Annotated in this window: 15 protein-coding genes; 9 read left to right on the top strand and 6 right to left on the bottom strand. The window is 60.3% G+C overall.

Annotated elements, in window-relative coordinates; all coding sequences use genetic code 11:
• Positions 1-88 precede the first annotated feature (88 nt).
• A complete protein-coding gene (locus tag FHW77_RS22455; protein WP_112416842.1) occupies positions 89-976 on the top strand; it encodes an AraC family transcriptional regulator in 888 nt (295 codons plus the stop codon).
• A gap of 77 nt (positions 977-1,053) precedes the next feature.
• Positions 1,054-1,521, top strand: a complete 468-nt coding sequence (locus FHW77_RS22450; protein ID WP_080823136.1) for a hypothetical protein — start codon at positions 1,054-1,056, stop codon at positions 1,519-1,521.
• A gap of 10 nt (positions 1,522-1,531) precedes the next feature.
• On the opposite strand, the gene FHW77_RS22445 is transcribed toward FHW77_RS22450, so the two are convergent.
• From FHW77_RS22445 to FHW77_RS22435, 3 genes are read right to left on the bottom strand one after another with little or no spacing between them, the layout of a single operon-like run.
• Positions 1,532-2,443: a DMT family transporter gene (locus FHW77_RS22445; protein ID WP_112416841.1), complete on the bottom strand. Its 912-nt coding sequence runs from the start codon at positions 2,441-2,443 to the stop codon at positions 1,532-1,534.
• Positions 2,440-4,842, bottom strand: coding sequence for a PIG-L family deacetylase (locus tag FHW77_RS22440; protein WP_112416840.1), 2,403 nt, complete (start codon positions 4,840-4,842; stop codon positions 2,440-2,442). Before FHW77_RS22440 ends, FHW77_RS22445 begins: the two co-directional genes overlap by 4 nt.
• 19 nt (positions 4,843-4,861) lie before the next feature.
• Positions 4,862-6,088, bottom strand: coding sequence for an ROK family transcriptional regulator (locus tag FHW77_RS22435; protein WP_112416839.1), 1,227 nt, complete (start codon positions 6,086-6,088; stop codon positions 4,862-4,864).
• 251 nt (positions 6,089-6,339) lie between these two features.
• Here FHW77_RS22435 and FHW77_RS22430 point away from each other — a divergent pair, with 251 nt between their 5' ends.
• Genes FHW77_RS22430 through FHW77_RS22405 form a run of 6 tightly spaced genes read left to right on the top strand, consistent with a single transcriptional unit; the run spans position 6,340 to position 12,840 of the window.
• A complete protein-coding gene (locus tag FHW77_RS22430) occupies positions 6,340-7,593 on the top strand; it encodes a sugar ABC transporter substrate-binding protein (RefSeq protein ID WP_037092597.1) in 1,254 nt (417 codons plus the stop codon).
• A 17-nt stretch (positions 7,594-7,610) separates the two neighbouring features.
• Positions 7,611-8,552: a carbohydrate ABC transporter permease gene (locus tag FHW77_RS22425; RefSeq protein WP_113382297.1), complete on the top strand. Its 942-nt coding sequence runs from the start codon at positions 7,611-7,613 to the stop codon at positions 8,550-8,552.
• Complete coding sequence (locus tag FHW77_RS22420) at positions 8,549-9,391, top strand: carbohydrate ABC transporter permease (RefSeq protein WP_044458934.1); 843 nt, start codon at positions 8,549-8,551, stop codon at positions 9,389-9,391. Before FHW77_RS22425 ends, FHW77_RS22420 begins: the two co-directional genes overlap by 4 nt.
• Before the next feature lie 4 nt (positions 9,392-9,395).
• Complete coding sequence (gene argH, locus FHW77_RS22415; RefSeq protein WP_182590717.1) at positions 9,396-10,910, top strand: argininosuccinate lyase; 1,515 nt, start codon at positions 9,396-9,398, stop codon at positions 10,908-10,910.
• Complete coding sequence (locus FHW77_RS22410; RefSeq protein ID WP_006697291.1) at positions 10,910-11,950, top strand: ABC transporter ATP-binding protein; 1,041 nt, start codon at positions 10,910-10,912, stop codon at positions 11,948-11,950. The genes argH and FHW77_RS22410 overlap by 1 nt, the downstream gene beginning before the upstream one ends.
• Positions 11,947-12,840: a carbohydrate kinase family protein gene (locus FHW77_RS22405; RefSeq protein WP_182590716.1), complete on the top strand. Its 894-nt coding sequence runs from the start codon at positions 11,947-11,949 to the stop codon at positions 12,838-12,840. The genes FHW77_RS22410 and FHW77_RS22405 overlap by 4 nt, the downstream gene beginning before the upstream one ends.
• Positions 12,841-12,855: 15 nt before the next feature.
• On the opposite strand, the gene betC is transcribed toward FHW77_RS22405, so the two are convergent.
• Complete coding sequence (betC, locus tag FHW77_RS22400) at positions 12,856-14,370, bottom strand: choline-sulfatase (RefSeq protein WP_113382294.1); 1,515 nt, start codon at positions 14,368-14,370, stop codon at positions 12,856-12,858.
• 14 nt (positions 14,371-14,384) lie between these two features.
• Entirely contained in the window at positions 14,385-15,338 is a 954-nt protein-coding gene (gene choX / locus FHW77_RS22395; RefSeq protein WP_080823145.1) for a choline ABC transporter substrate-binding protein, read from the bottom strand.
• Positions 15,339-15,432: 94 nt separating this feature from the next.
• Here choX and FHW77_RS22390 point away from each other — a divergent pair, with 94 nt between their 5' ends.
• Positions 15,433-16,329, top strand: a complete 897-nt coding sequence (locus FHW77_RS22390) for a choline sulfate utilization transcriptional regulator (RefSeq protein WP_182590715.1) — start codon at positions 15,433-15,435, stop codon at positions 16,327-16,329.
• A 29-nt stretch (positions 16,330-16,358) separates the two neighbouring features.
• Here FHW77_RS22390 and FHW77_RS22385 read toward each other — a convergent pair whose 3' ends face one another.
• A complete protein-coding gene (locus FHW77_RS22385; protein ID WP_112416834.1) occupies positions 16,359-17,810 on the bottom strand; it encodes an aldehyde dehydrogenase in 1,452 nt (483 codons plus the stop codon).
• Positions 17,811-17,825 lie beyond the last annotated feature (15 nt).

Here is a 17,825-nt window from a genome sequence, read left to right as displayed (position 1 = left end):
TTTTCAGCAACAATATCCTGCTGGCTGTCTCCTCGGATCGGGATTATGCGTATAATGCCGGCGAGGACCAGAGAAGGATTATGCTTTCATGGGTAATTTTGTGCTGCGGGATTTGATCGATCAGGGACCCGGCATGCGAACCGTCTCGCTGCCGCGCGGCCGCCAGACGCTGCACACCATGCCGACCAGCAGCGGTTATGAAATCCGCCGTGGCGGCAATTATGATTGGGATGGGCGCAAGCGCGGCCAGACGCCCTTTACCGTCCTGCAATATTGCATCGGCGGTCAGGGCAACCTGCGCTATGAGAACCGCCATTACGTGGTGAGGCCCGGCGAAACCCTGCTGCTGCTCATTCCCCACAATCACCGCTACTGGCTGGAAGATGGCAAGGAGTGGGAGTTCTTCTGGATTTCAATGAATGGCGAGGAAGCGCTCCGCATCCACCGCAACATTCTCTCCGTCACCGGCCCGATCCTCAAGCTGCAGCCGGAAACGGTGGATCATCTCGCCGGATGCTGCTCACGTCTCGTCAACGGTGCCGAGACACCGGGGGCGGCGTCGGCTGTCGCCTATGAGGCGGCGATGACGCTTTATGACGATGTCTTCGGCTCGCATCCTTCCTTTGGCGGCGAATATCGCACGATGCAGCAGGTGCTGAGCTATATAGACAGCCACCTTGGCGACCGACTTTCCGTCGGCGACCTGGCCGCCGTGGCGGGTCTCAGCCGCGCGCATTTTTCCCGAATCTTCACCGCAAGCGAAGGCCTGCCGCCGGCGGAATTCGTCTTGCAAAGACGCCTGAGACGGGCAGCCAAGCTATTGACCACCGCAGCCAACATTCCAATCAAGGAAGTCTCGGTGCTATGCGGTTTCGAGGATCCGAACTATTTCTCGAAGGTGTTCCGCAGGCTTTACGGCACCAATCCGAGCGAATTCCGCACCACCGGCATGTATGCCAGTGTCAGGCAGGGCTGACGCGAAACAGGACTTGGTTTTGACATGTTTCAGGCGATTAAGAATAGGCGTTACACCTTCTTTGGAGGCTGGCAGAGGTGAACAGCAAAATCCGGACGATCCTCGTCTTTCCGCTTAGGGCGATCATCGTTTTCGCCATGGTCCTCGACGGCATTTTCCGTCCGCTCTACCGGCCGGTCATCAGGGCCCTGTCGAACCTGAAAATCATCCAGCGGCTGGAAAGCCGGATAGCGCAGCTGCCGCGCCTTGCCATTCTACTCTGTCTCGCCGTTCCCTTCGCGATTGCGGAACCGATGAAGATCATCGGCCTCGTCCTCTTCGCCCATGGGGCTTTCAAGTCGGGGGTAGTTCTGACGATCATTGCCCATCTTTCGACCTTCCTGATTGTCGAACGCATCTACCATGCCGGCCGGGAAAAGCTTCTCACCTATGGCTGGCTCGCCTGGATCATGCGCTATGTGCGTTTTGCCCGTTCGTTTTACGACCGTTTGAAACTTGCGGCGCTGAGCTGGATTAAGCTTCGGGTCCTTGCACAATCGCGATAGAACCTGCCCGTCATCTTTTGCGGCGCAGCCTTTTCAAGAGATATTCCGCAAGCGCAGTCGATTGCAGCGACACGAGAATGATGACGATGCCGAACACCACGCGGGCTTCAGGCACTTCGTCGAACAGAAAATATCCGACCGCAGTCACAAACAGGATCGACAGATAGCTGACCGGCGCAAGGACGCTTGCATCCGCGATACGATAGGCCCGCAGGAAGCAATATTGTCCCATCTGCGCCAGCAATCCGATGCCGAGCAACGGAACCCAGTCAAATGACGCAACCGGCTTCCATGTCCAGATTGCCGGAATGGCTGTGATGACGGCGAGGCCCACCGTGTAGAACACCATCATGACAGTGGTGTTCTCCCGCCGCAGCGCTCGTGTCTGGATAACCGCAAGCGCACCGAACACCACCGATATCAGAACAACAATCACGCCCACGCCAAATTCCGCGCCGCCCGGCCCAATGACGACCAGAACGCCGACAAATGCAAGACAGGCTCCCGCCCAGCGAAAGCGGCTCACGCTTTCGCCAAGAAAGGCGACAGCCATCGCCATCGTCACCAATGGCCGGGAAAAACCAACGGCATTGACGGTCGCAAGCGGCAACAGGGTGATGGCGATGAAATTGCTGGTGAGTGCGATGGCATTGCAGCAGATGCGGAAAATGTTACGCCAGGGATATTGGATGCGCGCCATTTCTCCCCGGTGCCGCCAGATGAGTGGCAGGATGAACATCAGACCAATCATCGCCCTGATGAAGACGAGCTGGAAGGCGGGATAGGTGACGCCTTGTGCCTTGACGAGCGCGGTCATACCGCCCGCGACAAGGGTCATGTCCAGCAACAGCCAGCCTATGCCCGCGCGGGTGTCCGTTTCGCGAGGGCCTTGCTGTTCTTCGCTTTGATCGTCGCCATTCACGCCGGTTGCACAAGATTGGCCATGAGGCGGAAAGCGCCAGGCACAAGCTTGTCCATCTGGTGATGCAGCACGAGGCTGGTATGGGTATGCCTACCCTTGCCGATGACGCCCGAAACCAGCGCACCCTTCAGCGGCTGCTCATCGACATCATGCATGGCGAGCAATGGCTCGTAGACATCATCCCAGCGCGAGGCGAAATAAAGCCCGCGCTCCTTGTCCCAGCCCCCCCAGTCGGCGGCATCAATCCTGTTGGGCCCGACAAGCAGCGGATGGTCGGGCAAGAGCACCGTTACCTCCGCCTGCGGATCGGTCACACGCCAGCGCAGGGAAGGCTTGCCGATCTCAAGACGCCGGACTGGTGTCGTTTCCGGATTCCATCCGTCAGTCGGCCGGTGATAGAGCGTGACCAGATGACCGCCGTTTTCGACGAAGCGGTGAAGTTTCTCCGTCTCGGCAGCGAGATCCCTGCGGATGCCGAAGGCGAAGATGCCAATAACGATCGTCGTAAAGGAAGACAGGTCCCCGCCAAGCGCCTGAGCGTCGAGGTCGGTGACATCGAGTCCCATTCGCGACAGCCAAAGACCCACCCTGTCAGCACCACCACCGACATAGCCGATCCGCGCCTTCTCGGCCAGCTTCAGGTCCAGCGAGAGGATCTTCAGAACGGACGGCGCCAGAAATCTTGCCCGACCGATGTGCGGATAAGCGATCGGCGTTATCTGAAAAGCGGGTTGCGCACCGACAAGCGCCTCGATCTGGGCAAGGCCCACCCGGGCCTCGCCGTTACGTTCGGCAATCCAGTCGCCGCCGTTCTTGCGCAGGTTCCAGCCGCCCGTATTCCTGAACGACAGCGACGCATCGGCGCCCTTTATATGCGCCTGAAAGACATGCGCCTCCTGCCCCTGTCCGAGCGGAACCAGAAGAGCGTCCGGCGCAATGGTCAGCGACTGCGCCGGCGTCACGAAAAACGGTTCCTCAAGGTCGAAGGCGGCCGAAACCGTTCTGCCTTCAATCGTTGCGGAAAGCCGCACTGAGGCATGGCCATTGCCGCCCATGGCTTTCCAGTCAGGCTGATACAGCCCGGAAACAGGTGCATCCTGATCCGCGACAAGCTTAAAGACCCGCGTCTCGCCAAGTGACTGGATGGATGACGATACACCTGATGGCAGGACCAGGGTGACCTCGACATCAATGTGAGCCGCCTTGTCTGAAAGCTCCACGGAAAGAACCGACGTTCCGCCCGGAACGATCTCCGCCGGCGCGGCGTAGGCCCGCTCGAAAACATCAAGCGCCGTCAGGATGGCGGCATCGACCTGCGCCCGTTTGCGCCTGATCCGATGTCCGTGCAGTTCCCTGAAATCCGCAGTGGCGGATTCGTCCACCGTCTGCAAAAGCGCTGCAGCCGCAAGAAGTGACGCCGTGATCCGCTGCCTGTCGGGAAAGGCTGATATCGCTTCGCTTATCGCCTGTTCCGCCTTGACCAGCGCCTTTGCCAATTCGGTATCCAGGCCCGGGAACACCGCAAGGTCTGACAACGAAGACGGCAGCCCGTCGAGGATCGAGTGTTCTTGGCCCCCTGCATCACTGGCGAGTTCGAGATGCAGCGGCCAGACCTCTTGCGCCAGCTTAGGCCAATGTCCCATTCCCTGAGAAGCGTGATAATAACGCGACCATTCGCCGATCCGGTCATATTGCGCGCCAGTCGCCTGCTCCCTGCCGCGAGCATTTACCGTTACGGTCGTCTCCGGCGGCGGCACTTCGTCATCATAGGTGTCACCACCGCCCGACCACGCGGGAAGGTAATATTTCGCCACCTGCCACGGCTTCAGCCCCTCTGCAAGATGTTCAGGATAGGCCGCAGGGTCCGCCGCCAGCGCGATGGCGCTCTTTGCCGCACGCGTCATGGCGCGGTGGTGCCCATGTTGTCCCGGCACATCGAGAAAGGTCGGGATGACGATATCCGGCCGCTCCTTGCGATAGGCGCGCACCAGCCGCTCAATGATGCGCTGCTGCCCCCAGCGGCCAAAGGTCTGGTCGCCATCCTTGGAGAACCCGAAGTCATGAATGAGATCCGCCGGCCCATGGCCGAGCCAGCTGATATCCGCATCGATGACGCGGGCCGCCTCCTCCAGCTCCCGCGAGCGGATGACGCCGAGCGCGCCGAGCCTTTCCGGCCCCAGCGCATTCTGACCGCCCTCGCCACGTGTCGAGCAGGCGATGATGGTACGCATGCCAAGCTCCATGCGGAAATAGGCAAGCAACCCGTTCTGCTCGTCGTCCGGATGCGCGCCGGTATGCATGACGGTCACCGTGGACTTCAGCGCGCTCAGCCTGCGATGCAGGCGTATGAGCCACGGATCGGCCATTTGCCGTTCGATGCGCTCCCGGGGGGTAAGCATGGGCGGTCTCCTCCAATATTCAGCCGAGTGCCTGCGCTGCGGCTCCCATGGATGTCTCAAGTTTTGGCGTGACGATATCGAAAAGCGGCAAGGCGGCAGCGCCGAGGGCAGCAGTCAACTGCCCGGACTTGCCATGGATGACACGCGGAAGTTCCCGCTGCCTGCGACTTGCGACCGAGGTCGGCAAAGGCCCCATCCGTGCAATGATTTCACTGATGATGACCTCAGGCAGAGCGCCGCCGAGAATGACTGTCTGCGGATCGAGAATGTTCTCGAGCATCGCCACCATGGGCGCCAGATGCGCCGCAGCTTCGTCGATCCATTCCCTCACCACGGGATGGCCTGCCTTGAACAGGGCCTCCAGATCATCAAGTTCCGTATCCGCAACACCGGCGCATACAAGCTTTTCCTTCAGTACATAGACTGAGGCATAAGCCTCCAGGCACCCTCTCTGCCCGCAGGAAGGACAAGGCCTTCCCCTCGGCGAAACAGTCACATGGCCGATTTCGCCGGCATTCCCGAATGCACCGCGATAGGGCGCGCCATCCTGGATGATGCCGAGGCCGATACCGACGCCGAAATAGATCATGCAGAAATTCGGGATCGCCAGACCAGCACCAAACAGCCGTTCCCCGACTGCTGCGGCCGTGGCATCGTTTTCAACCACGACCGGCTGGCCGCAGGCTTCGCCTAGCATCTGCCGGGCATCAATGCCGCCCCAGCCGGAAAGCGTCGTCGGTCCCACCGAAGTCATGCCATCGATCTCGAAGGGACCGGGCATGACGACACCGGTGCCAAGAAGCCTGCAGCCTAGATTTTTGGCAACGGCGTCATGCTCGGCGGCAAAGGTCTTGAATATGGCTTCCGGTGTCGTGTCCGAGAGCGGCGTGATGCGCTGCGTGCGAAGAACGCCGGCGAGATCAAGACCGACGGTGACCATATGGTCGGCGGCGATTTCCACGCCGATCGTCGCCCCGCCATCCGGGTTGACCGAAAACTGGATCGGCGGCTGGCCGCGACCGGAGCGACGACGGCCGAGCTCCTTCAGCAACTCCTCGCCCATAAGTTCATCGACGATATTGGCGACCGCCTGCGGCGTCAGATGCGTGATCTTGGCGATCTCGGCGCGACCGAGGGATCCGTGCCGCCGGACAATATCGAGGACGACTCGCCTGTTATGTTCGCGGCTCCGCTCAGGGTTTTTTCCGATTGCTACGGGATAAGCGTCCACCGTGTGCACCGTCATCTCTTCAACTTCCCGTCTGTTAGAAAATTAATAGCGTCGAACCGACGATAAGCGCAATATAATAATTCAAGTAAATTATCTTATTGACAAATGCCTGCCTTCAGAGAACCGTAAGAGCGACCGGGGGTCAGGCTTGTCCAGGCGGAAGAGGAAACTCCGCCACCGGCAAATCGATGAGCGCGCGCGAAAGCGCGGAAAAGGGAACGATCGCTCCGCATCCGGAAGACCGGGCGGAGGAAAAGGAGGCTTACATGCGCAGGGCAACTCTGTTCGCCGGCTTGGTTGCCGGTTTCAGCACATTTGCATTCAACGCCGCGCAGGCGGTTGAAATCGAATATTGGCAATATGTCTTCGACACCCGCGTGAAGGCCATGGACGAGCTGATCGCACAATTCCAGAAGGCCAATCCCGACATCACCGTCAAGCAGGTAACCTTCCCTTATGCCGATTACCAGACGCGCGTGATTGCCGCCAATATGTCCGGCAAGGGCCCGGACGTGATGCAGCTGTTTTACGGCTGGCTCGACAAGTTCGCAGCGGGCGGGATTTTGCAGCCGCTGCCAACAGACGCTTTCCCGCATGACAAGATCGAAAGCGAATTTTTCCCGATCGTAAGCGCCATGAAACGCGGCGAGGACTATTACGGCCTGCCGACCGCGGTTCGTTCGCTTGCACTGTTCTACAACAAGAAGCTCTTTACCGAGGCGGGTCTCGATCCCGCAAATCCGCCGAAGACGCTCGATGAATTCGTCGCCGCCGCGCAAAAGATCGCCAAGCACGATGCCGCCGGCAATCTCACCGTCGCCGGTTCCACGCTCGATATGGGCGGACAGGATCACCAGTGGTGGCGTGAGGTGCTCATCCGCCAATATGGTGGCGAGCCCTATACCGACAATGACCAGAAGGTCGCATATAATAGCGAGCCCGGCATCCAGGCTCTGAAATTCTACACCAGTCTGCAGCTCGAAAAAAAGATCGGTCAGGCGGGTTTCATGGATGAAGGCCAGGCCGCCTTCCGTGCGGGCAAGGCGGGTATGACCATCGACGGCACTTTTCGGCTGGGCTCGTTCCGCACCATCAAGGATTTCGAGTGGGGCGTGACCGAACTTCCGACCAATGACAAGAATATCCGCTCCAACTATGCGAGCTATTTCGCCAACGGCATCAGCGCCAAGACAACGGGTGAAGAGCTTGAGGCGTCCAAGAAGTTCCTCGCCTATATCTCTTCACCGGAAGCCATGGCGATATGGCTGAAGACAGTCGGCGAACTGCCGGCGCGACGCTCCGCAGCGCTGACCGAAGAAAACCTGAAGGACCCGATCTACGCGCCGTTCCTGAAGGGTCTGGAATATGCCCACACGACACTGTTCATGGATGAGGCCGCCCAGCGCCAGAACGCCATTGACATGACCAACCGGGTCCTGCTCGAGGGCCAGTCGGTTGAAGATTCCATCAAGCAGGCCGCCGAGGCCGAGCAGGAAATCATCGACGCGGCGAAACCCTGAAAACCGCAGGTCCAACCATGACAGCGACAGATCAACAGGGGGCGGTAACCGGCCGCCCCGGCGGCTCCTTTGGGGACCGTCTTTCCATGCGCACGAAACGGCTCTTATGGATATGGAGCTTTCTGGCGATCCCTATCCTGTTTTACAGCATCATCCGTTTTTACCCGACGCTGCAGGCCTTCTACCTGTCCTTCACCAACTGGGACCTGCTGAGGCCGGCAAAGTTCATCGGCGTCGCCAATTACGTCAAGCTCTTCAAGGACCCGCAATTCTGGAAGGTGTTCAAGAACACCTTCGCGTATCTCATCGTCGGCACACCGATCAGCCTCGTGCTCGCCTTCGTCATCGCCTTTTATCTCGACCGCGTACGCATCCTGCACGGTTTCATCCGTGCGCTTTATTTCCTGCCCTATCTGACGACGGCGGCCGCGATGGCCTGGGTCTGGCGCTGGTTCTATCAACCGCCGCCCATCGGCATCATCAACGACGTCTTCGCACTTCTCGGCATTCCGCAGCAACCCTTCATCCGCTCTACGGACCAGGCGCTTTATTCGATCATGGTGACAGCCATCTGGGCAGGCCTTGGCTTCCAGATCATCATCTTCATGGCCGGGCTGCGCGCCATTCCAACGACATTTTACGAAGCCGCCCGCATCGACGGGCTGGGCGAATGGGCGATCCTGCGCAAGATCACGCTTCCGCTTCTGAAACCCACCACGGTCTTCCTCGTGGTCTTCTCGTCCATCGGTTTCCTGCGCATCTTCGACCAGGTCTACAACATGACGACCAATGATCCGGGCGGACCGCTCGGCTCAACCAAACCGCTGGTGCTGATGATCTATCAGACGGCGTTCAATTCCTATGCCATGGGCTATGCCGCAGCGCAGACGGTCGTCCTGTTTACCATTCTTCTCGTCGTATCGCTGATCCAGCTCTGGGTCCTGAGGGAAAAGAAATGAGCGAAGCAAAGCCACTTTCCCACGCCCGTATCCGCCCCGGTCGCATTCTCGCCTGGACGTTGCTGTTCATCGGCGGCGTGATCATGGTTTCGCCGCTACTATTCATGTTCTCGACGTCGTTCAAGACGGCGGACCAGGTCTATGATCTCAGGCTCATTCCCGCAGCACCGACGCTTGCCAACTATATCACTGTCATGGCCGACGGCCGTTTCCTGCGCTGGTTCTTCAACTCCATGCTGGTTGCGGTCATCGTTACCGTCTCCAACTGCTTCTTTGACAGTCTGGTCGGGTACACGCTGGCGAAGTTCGAGTTTCGCGGCCGCTATTTCATCTTCCTCGCCATCCTGTCGACGCTGATGATCCCGACCGAAATGCTCGTCATTCCCTGGTATCTGATGTCCAGCCAGCTGGGCTGGCTCGACAGCTACTGGGGCATCATGTTCCCGGGCATGATGACGGCCTTCGGCACCTTCCTGATGAAGCAGTTCTTCGAGACAGTCCCCAACGACTTTATCGAGGCCGCGCGCGTCGACGGGCTCAACGAGTTCCAGATCTGGTGGAAAGTCGCCCTGCCGCTGGTGACGCCTGCACTCTCCGCGCTCGCGATCTTCACCTTCCTAGGGAACTGGACAGCATTCTTCTGGCCGTTGATCGTCACGACAAGCAAGGAGCTCTACACCCTGCCGGTCGGCCTTTCGAGCTTTGCCGTGGAACAGCAGATCCAGTGGGAAATGATCATGACGGGCGCAGCCATTGCGACCATCCCCACCCTCATCGTCTTCATCGTCCTGCAACGCTACATCGTTCGCGGTGTGATGCTGGCGGGCCTGAAAGGATAACATCATGGCCGATATCAACCCGCGCCAGTCGGATACCAGCAAGTTTCCCGACCCCGTCTACAAGGAAACCGTGCTGCGCCCGCTTTTCGACGGCGCCAAGAACCACCACGTAGATGGGTTCCGCCGCATAGACCGCGCCCACCTCGTCATGCTGCGCGAAACCGGCATTCTTGATGCCGAGACGGCGGCCAAGATCGCCGGCGCACTCGAAGACATCGACAAAACCATAGAACCCGCGGAGCTTGTTTATACCGGCGAAGTCGAGGATTTCTTCTTCCTGATCGAGAAAGAGCTGAAAGCCCGCATCGGCGTTGACGTCGCCGGCCGCCTGCACACGGCCCGTTCGCGCAACGATATCGATCACACGCTGTTCAAGATCGGCCTCAAGGAAAAGATCGACACGCTCACCGTCAAGGCGCGTGTCCTGCTGAAAGCGCTGATCGATGCCGCCGAACGCAATCAAGCCACGCTGATCGTGGCTTACACCCATGGGCAGCCGGCCCAGCCCACCACCTTCGGCCACTACCTTTCGGCAGCGATCGAGGTGCTGATCCGGGATATCGAACGTTTTGCGGAGGCGCGCCGCATCGTCGATCTTTCGCCGATGGGCGCTGCCGCCATCACCACCTCGGGCTTTCCCATCGATCGGGCGCGGGTCGCCGAATTGCTGGGCTTTGCTGCACCCTTACGCAATTCCTATTCCTGCATCGCCGCCGTGGATTACACGACCGCGACCTATGGCGCGATCGAGCTGATGTTCCTGCATCTCGGACGGCTCATCCAGGATTTCCAGTTCTGGACGAGTTTCGAGGTTGGCCAGATCTACGTGCCGAACGCGCTGGTGCAGATTTCCTCGATCATGCCGCAGAAGCGAAACCCGGTGCCGATTGAACATCTGCGCCACCTCGCCAGCCAGACATTCGGGCGGACGCGCACGGTGCTGGATGTGATGCATAATACGCCCTTCACCGACATGAATGACAGTGAGGGCGAAACGCAGGGCATGGGTTACGAAGCCTTCGCCTCTGCCGGCCGGGTTCTCGATCTTCTTGCCAGCCTCGTTGGCCAGATCAGCATCGATCCCGAAAGGGTCGACCAGAACATCCGCCGGTCGTGTATCACCATCACGGAACTGGCGGATTCGCTTGTCCGCATCGAGGACCTGTCTTTCCGCCAGGCCCATGAGATTGCCGCGACTGTCGCCAAGAGCGTCGTCGCGCTGAAAGGCGATCTGCCGAACGACGGTTACCACCCGTTCCTCAAGGCGTTCCATGAGCTGACAGGGCGGCAAACCGGGATCGATGAGGAAAAATTCAGGCAGATCGTTTCGCCCGAGCACTTCGTTGCCGTACGCAGCCGTTTCGGCGGCCCTGCCCCCGAACCGATGCGGGAGGCGATTGCCACCTATCGCAACAGGCTTGCTGCATTCGAAGCGGAAGCACGGCGATCCGCCGATCACGAAGCGGCAAAGGCCGCGGAACTCACAGAGAAATTCACCGCCCTGACGGGAGCCCGATGATGGCGACAATCGAACTCAATAAACTCGTGAAGCGCTACGGCAAGGTCGAGGCGGTCAAGGGCATCGATCTTGCCATTGAAGACGGCGAGTTCGTCGTTTTTGTCGGCCCGTCCGGCTGCGGCAAATCCACCACCCTTAGAATGATCGCCGGGCTGGAAGAAATCTCCGACGGAGCGCTGAAGATCGGCGGCGACATCGTCAATGAGAAGGAACCGAAACAGCGCAATATCGCGATGGTCTTCCAGAACTATGCGATCTATCCGCACATGACGGTTCGCCAGAACATCGGCTTTGGCCTCTACACCTCGAAGCTTGACCGCGAGGAAAAGAACCGCCGCATCGAGGAGGCCGGCCGGGTGCTCGGTCTGGAGGCCCTGCTCGACCGGCGGCCGGCGGCCCTGTCAGGCGGCCAGCGGCAGCGTGTCGCCATCGGCCGCGCCATGGTGCGCGATCCCGCCGCCTTCCTGTTCGATGAGCCACTGTCTAATCTAGACGCCCAGCTGCGCGCACAGATGCGTATTGAAATCAAGCGCTTGCATCAGCGTCTTAAGACGACAACCGTTTATGTCACCCACGATCAGGTGGAAGCCATGACCATGGCCGACAGGATCGTCGTCATGAAGGACGGCCACATCCTGCAGGTCGGCACGCCAACGGAACTTTATGAAACACCCGTCGACATCTTTACCGCACGCTTCATCGGCAGCCCCTCGATGAACCTGCTGCGCGGAACCAGAGCCGGCGACAGCGTCGCGCCGTCCGCCACGGGTGAGCTTCTGATCGGCGTCCGGCCGCATGATCTGCTTGTTGGCGAGTCTGGGTCCGCTCAGGGGACGTTTACCCTGGAAGGAACGGTAACGGCAGTCGAGCCGCTCGGGCCGGAGACGCTTGTCCATCTGGACACCGACACCAGTTCGGTAATCGCCACGGCGAGAAGCAAAACCATTCCGGCCGTCGGCGGCAGGCTGCAATGCCAGGCGGCGCGAGGTTCGCTTTATCTTTTTGACGCCAAGACGGAAAAGCTTCTGGGCCGCGCATGATGACAACGGAAAAAACTGCCGTCATCAGCATCGGCCGGATCTATTGTGACCTCATTTTCACCGGTCTTAATGAACTGCCAGTGCTCGGCCGGGAACTGTTTGCCCGAGACATGGAAATCGCCCCCGGCGGCGGAGCCTTCATTGCCGCCGCCCATTTCGCCCACGTCGGACGCCCGGTTGCTCTGCTCGCAAGGCTCGGCACCGATACGTTTTCGCGCGATATCGGTGAGAAAATGGCGCAGAGCGGCGTCGACCTGCGGTTTCTGGAACATGCAGCAGATGCCGGACCGCAGGTGACGGTGGCGACGGTGGTTGGCCAGGACCGGGCATTTTTGACGCGCCGCGCCGGTGCCGCCCGTCCCTCGACGCTCGATGCAGCCTTCGCGTGGGATAACGCCCGGCATCTGCACATCGCCGAATTCGCCACGCTGCATGAGATGCCTGATCTGGTTTCACGCGCCAAGGCAAGCGGATTGTCAGTATCGCTCGATCCAAGCTGGGATGCTTCGCTGATCTACGACAAGGGGCTGCTGAAGGCCTGTGCCGGTGTCGACGTGTTTTTGCCCAATCTTGAAGAGGCGGAAGCAATCACGGGGCATTCTGACCCGGAAAGAGCCACCCACGCCCTGTCAGAGGGCTTTCCCGTCGTGGCGCTGAAAGGCGGCGCGCAGGGCGCGTGGATATCTTGTCGAAGGGGCTTGCAGCATCTGGCAGCCCAGGAAGTACCCGTGGTCGATACGACCGGCGCCGGCGACGCCTTTAATGCCGGTTTTCTTGATGCCTGGCTTCAAGGCAGGGACGAACAGCAATGCCTCACAGCCGGGGTTGCCGCGGGCAGTCTTGCCGTGCAGGCGGCGGGCGGCGCACCGAGGGTGTCGACCACCGCTTGAGGCACCTTGCCCACCTCACTCGCCGCGCGGAAAACGCTGGTTTTCTTCCAGAACGTTGAGGTCCATGTGGTTACGCATGTAGCGTTCCGAAGCCTTCTGCAAGGGTTGGTAGTCCCACGGGTAATAGGCGCCGTTGCGCAGCGCCTTGTAGACCACCCAGCGCCGCGCCTGACTTTCGCGAACGGCGGCGTCGAACACCGGCAACTGCCACCGCCGGCCAATTTCGGCGGAAAGCGACGAGAGCACGTCGCTGAAAGCGGGGTCGCCAGCGAGATTGGTGCGCTCTTCGGGATCGGCGTCCAGATCGTAAAGCAGCGGCGGATCGGCCTCACAGACGGACAATTTGTATCGACCGTCCCTGATGGCGACGAGCGGCGAGATCGAGCCTTCGGCCGCATATTCCATCGGCACCGGGCCGCGCCCGCCGGTGCCAGCAGCCAACGGCGCCAGATCCTCGCCATCCGTCCAGCGTTTAAGCGAGGTGATATCAAGCCCTGCCAGACCGCACAGCGTCGGCGTCACATCCAGTGTCGAGGCCGGCGTATCGATCAATGCCGGCTGCCATCCTGGCGCGGCGATCATCAGCGGTACGCGGGCCGAGCCCTCGAAGAAGCTCATCTTGAACCACAGGCCGCGCTCACCCAACATATCGCCATGGTCTGAAAGGAAGAGGACGATGGTATCCTCCTCCATCCGCGTCGCCTTCAGGACGCCAAGGATTTCGCCGACCTTCTCGTCGATATAGGAGACGTTGGCGAAGTAACTGCGGCGTGCCCGGCGTATCTGCTCCGGCGAAATATCGAAGGCATTGTGGTCACAGGCTTCCAGCAACCGTTTCGAATGCGGGTCCTGCTGATCGAAAGCAATGGCCTCCGACTGCGGATCGAGCGCCGGGCAATCCTCATAGAGATCCCAGAATTTCCGTCGCGCCACATAGGGATCGTGCGGATGGGTGAAGCTGACCGTCAGACACCACGGCCGGTCATCGAGCCGACGAGACAGGTCATAGAGCTTGCGGGTGGCGTGGTAGGCTACCTCGTCGTCATACTCCATCTGGTTGGTGATTTCGGCAACCCCTGCACCCGTCACCGAACCCAGATTGTGATACCACCAGTCGATCCGCTCGCCCGGCTTGGTATAATCGGGCGTCCAGCCAAAATCCGCGGGATAGATGTCGGTCGTCAGACGCTCTTCGAAGCCGTGCAGCTGGTCAGGCCCGACGAAATGCATCTTGCCTGAGAGACCGGTGTAATAACCGGCTGCCCGCAGATGGTGCGCATAGGTCGGAATGTCGGAGACGAACTCGGCGGCATTGTCGTAAACCCGCGTCCGGCTTGGCAATTGCCCGGACATCAGGGAGGCGCGGGCCGGCGCACACAGCGGGCTGGCCGTATAGGTATTGGCGAAGCGTACAGACCGCTCCGCCAAGGCTTTCAGATGCGGCGCATGGAGAAAATCGGCCGGTCCATCGGGAAACAACGTCCCGTTGAACTGGTCGACCATCAGAATGAGGATATTGGGACGCGGCATTTCCACTTTCCGGCTCAGAGACCAAGCTTGCCCTTAACGGCATCCGCACCCGGTTTTCCATCCAGCGTGGTAACGCCCTGCAGCCAGCCATCCAGCGCTTTGGGGTTGGCCTTCACCCAGGCCGCTGCCGCGGCTTTGGAATCCTCTCCGCCGAGAATCGAACCCATGAGGGTATTTTCCATGCCGATATCGAACTTCAGGTTTTTGAAGAGCGCCGCCGCGTTGGGGCATTTTTCCGGCCAGCCGGTGCGGGCAAGCGTATAAACCTCTGCGCCGCCGAAATTCGGGCCGAAATAGGCGTCACCGCCGGAGAGATAGGCGATATCGATCTTCTCGTTCATCGGATGCGGCGCCCAGGCAAGGAAGACCACGGCCTTCTTATCCCGGCCCGCCCGTTCCACCTGCGCCAGCATGGCCTGCTCACCCGATTCGACGAGCTGCCAGCCTTTAAGGCCGAAATCATTGGCGTCTATGATCTTCTGGATATTCTGGTTGGCGGGTGCGCCGGGCTCGATACCGTAAATCTTGCTCTCGAATTCATCGGCATGTTTGGCGAGATCGGCGAAATCCTTCACGCCCTTCTCCGCCATGTAGGAAGGCACCGCCAGCGTGAACTTGGCGCCCTCGAGATTCTTCGTCAAGACCTCGGCAGCTTTCGCCGAATTGAGGTCATCTACGAAGGATTTCTGCGCCGGCATCCAGTTCCCGAGGAAAACGTCGATTTCGCCGTTCTTCATCGCCTGATAGCCAATGGGCACGGAAAGCGTCTTGACGTCGGCTTCATAGCCCAATGCATCGAGCAGTACCGAGGCGACGCCATTGGTTGCGGTAATATCCGTCCAGCCGGGATCGCTTAGACGTACGAGCTTGCAGGACGCGTCATCGGCCGCCTGAAGCGGGGTGGAGAAGGCCGCCACGGACAGGAACAGGCCGGCGGCGATGCGGTGCAGATGAGAAACGGTTTTCATTGCGGCTCCCCTTGTATTAGTCCAGTTTATTGAACACCACATTGTTTTTGCCTGTGAAGCGGGTATTTTTCGATAAGTGATATAAGGAAATTTAATGTCAGACCGGCCGCTCGATCTCGGATGGATGCGCATCTTTACCGAGGTTGCCCGCCAGGGCAGCCTGACGGCGGCGGCGGGCTCCCTGCGGCTCACCCAGCCTGCCGTCAGCTATCAGATGCGCAGGCTCGAAGAGGAGCTTGGGGTGGCGCTCATCCGCCGCAAACATCGCGGCATCGATCTGACGGCAGAGGGACAAAGGCTGTTCGAGATCGTCTCCCGCAATGTCGATGCCATTGATCTGCTCGCGCAGCAGCTTCGGCGGACGGAGGAACGCCAGACCATCCGCCTGCATACGGACTATGCCTTTTCGTCATTGTGGCTCATTCCGCGGATGCACGGATTTCGAGCGCTCAACCCTGACATCAACATCCAGATCGTCGCCACGCAGGACCCGTTGGGTCAGGGAAAGCATGACAGCGACGTGATGATCATCTTCGGCACCCGGCAAGAGGCGGGTGACGGGGCCGTACTGTTGCTTTCGGAAAAAGTCACGCCGGTCTGTTCACCTGCGTTTTTGGCAGCAACGCCGGCGCCCGCAGGCGTTGCTGATTTTTCGCGGCGGAAACTCATCCACCTCGAAAATACCTCATCAGCGCAGTGGTTCGACTGGCCTTCCTATTTCAAGCATTTCGGCGTTCAGAGAGGCCCCGAAAACGACGGCGGCGACATCAGCTTCAACAATTACACCATGGTGGTTCAGGCGACCATTGGAGAACAGGGCTTTGCGCTCGGCTGGGCCGGGCTCGTCGATCCACTGCTCGAGGCTGGCGTACTGGTCACGGCAGGCCCTAGCCTCGATGCACCGGGGCGCGGCTACTGGTTGATGCGGCCGAAAAGCAGCGACAGCGCGGTGAGAAAACTCACCGGCTGGCTGATCGACGAGCGGCGGTGAGGCCGCCGCAGCCGCCCCCGGCGTCCGGTTCAGATCGGATAATGCAGCGGCCCGTCCTGCAGCGTGACCCAGCGTAATTCGGTGAATTCCGCAATGCCCGCCGTGCCGCCGAAGCGGCCGTAACCGGAGGCCTTGACCCCGCCGAAAGGCATCTGCGCCTCATCGTGAACAGTCGGCCCGTTGATGTGGCATATGCCGCTTTCGATCCGCGCGGCAATGGCAAGCGCCCGCGCCTGGTCCCTGCCGAAAATCGCGGCGGAAAGACCAAACTCTGTTTCATTGGCGATGCTTACCGCCTCATCGACGCTGCCGGCGCTGATGATGGAAACGACCGGACCGAAACTTTCCTCGGAATAAAGCCGCATTGCGGGAGTGACACCATCGATGGCGATGGCATCGAGCATGGTGCCGGTGCCGCCGCCACCCGCGACCAGCTTTGCGCCTTTGGACACGGCGTCGTCCACCAGCGCCCTTATGCGTGACGTCGCTTCGGCGCTGACCAGTGAGCCTAGCGGTGTCTTTCCCTCGCGTGGGTCCCCGGCCGTGAGGTTGGACGCTTTTTTGGCGAAGGCCTGCACGAATGTATCGGCAACGCTGTCGAGCACGATGATGCGCTCCGTCGACATGCAGATCTGGCCCTGGTTCATGTAGGCGCCGAAGGCGGCCGCCGCGACAGCGGCGTCGATATCGGCATCATCAAGCACGATGAACGGCGCCTTGCCGCCGAGTTCCAGCAGCGCTGGCTTCAGGTAACGGCCGGCCGTTTCGGCAATCACGCGGCCAACGCGGGTTGACCCGGTAAAGTTGACGCGTCTGACAGCGGAGTGCGCAATCAGCGTATCGACGATCTTTGCTGCATCCTCCGGCGCATTGGAGACGGCGTTGAGCACGCCCTTCGGCAGACCTGCCGATGAGACCGCCTCGATGATCAGCGCATGGGTGCGCGGGCAAAGTTCCGAGGTTTTCATCACCACCGTATTGCCGCAAGCCAGCGGCGTGGCGATGGAACGTACGCCGAGAATGACGGGCGCATTCCAAGGGGCGATGGACAATACCACGCCCGCCGGCTGGCGCAGTGCCATCGCCGTCGTTCCCGGCCGGTTGGAAGGAATGATCTCGCCCTTGATCTGGGTGGTCAGGCTTGCGGCCTCCACCAGCATATCGCTTGCGAGCTTCACATTGAAACCAGCCCAGGCATCGGTCGCGCCGATTTCTTCCTTCATCGCCTGGGTAATGTCAGGCCCGGCGGCGAGCAGCGCCTGAGCCGCCGCCAGCAGCAGGCGGCGGCGCTCGCCGGGCGATGTGGCCGACCAGACGGGAAAGGCGGCAGCGGCAGCATCGGCCGCACGGGTAGCGTCCTCCACCGTTGCCGCCGCCGCGCTGGTCGCAACGTCGCCGGTGATCGGATTGTGACGCTCGAAGCGCTTTCCGCTCGCGGCCGAGCAATGGTCGCCACCGATGAAAAGATTGACAATCTGCATGGTCTTCCTCCTGAA

Origin of the sequence: Agrobacterium sp. RC10-4-1 (assembly GCF_014138475.1) — a bacterium.
GTDB classification, from domain to species: domain Bacteria; phylum Pseudomonadota; class Alphaproteobacteria; order Rhizobiales; family Rhizobiaceae; genus Agrobacterium; species Agrobacterium pusense.
This window is presented reverse-complemented; position numbering and strand designations above follow the sequence as displayed.